Source organism: Klebsiella sp. K47 (assembly GCF_051858335.1).
GTDB lineage: Bacteria > Pseudomonadota > Gammaproteobacteria > Enterobacterales > Enterobacteriaceae > Klebsiella > Klebsiella pneumoniae.
This window is the reverse complement of sequence record NZ_JBPYUI010000374.1, coordinates 1-227: the sequence shown is the minus strand read 5'-3', so window position 1 is coordinate 227 and position 227 is coordinate 1. Positions and strand designations below refer to the sequence as shown.

The window sequence follows — 227 nt, the reverse complement described above, 5'->3', positions numbered from 1 at the left end:
CGGCGCATCCAACAGCGACAGGCGGGTCACCGCATCCGCCGCCGGGAGCGCGGCGAGCGCATCCGGTACCAGCGAGGCGACCTGTACCTGCTCGGCGCGCAGTGCGATGCCGCTGGCGCGCGCCAGGATCAGCAGCTTGCGACGGACATCTTCACCGGAGAGATCCACGCGCGGGTCCGGCTCGGTGTAACCGGCGTCGGCGGCCTCACGCACATACGCGGAGAACG

At 71.4% G+C, this 227-nt stretch carries 1 protein-coding gene; it reads right to left on the bottom strand.

Annotated elements, in window-relative coordinates:
* A partial coding sequence (locus RRF55_RS28440; RefSeq protein ID WP_439419362.1) for a hypothetical protein occupies positions 1 to 227 on the bottom strand: 227 nt, incomplete at both ends.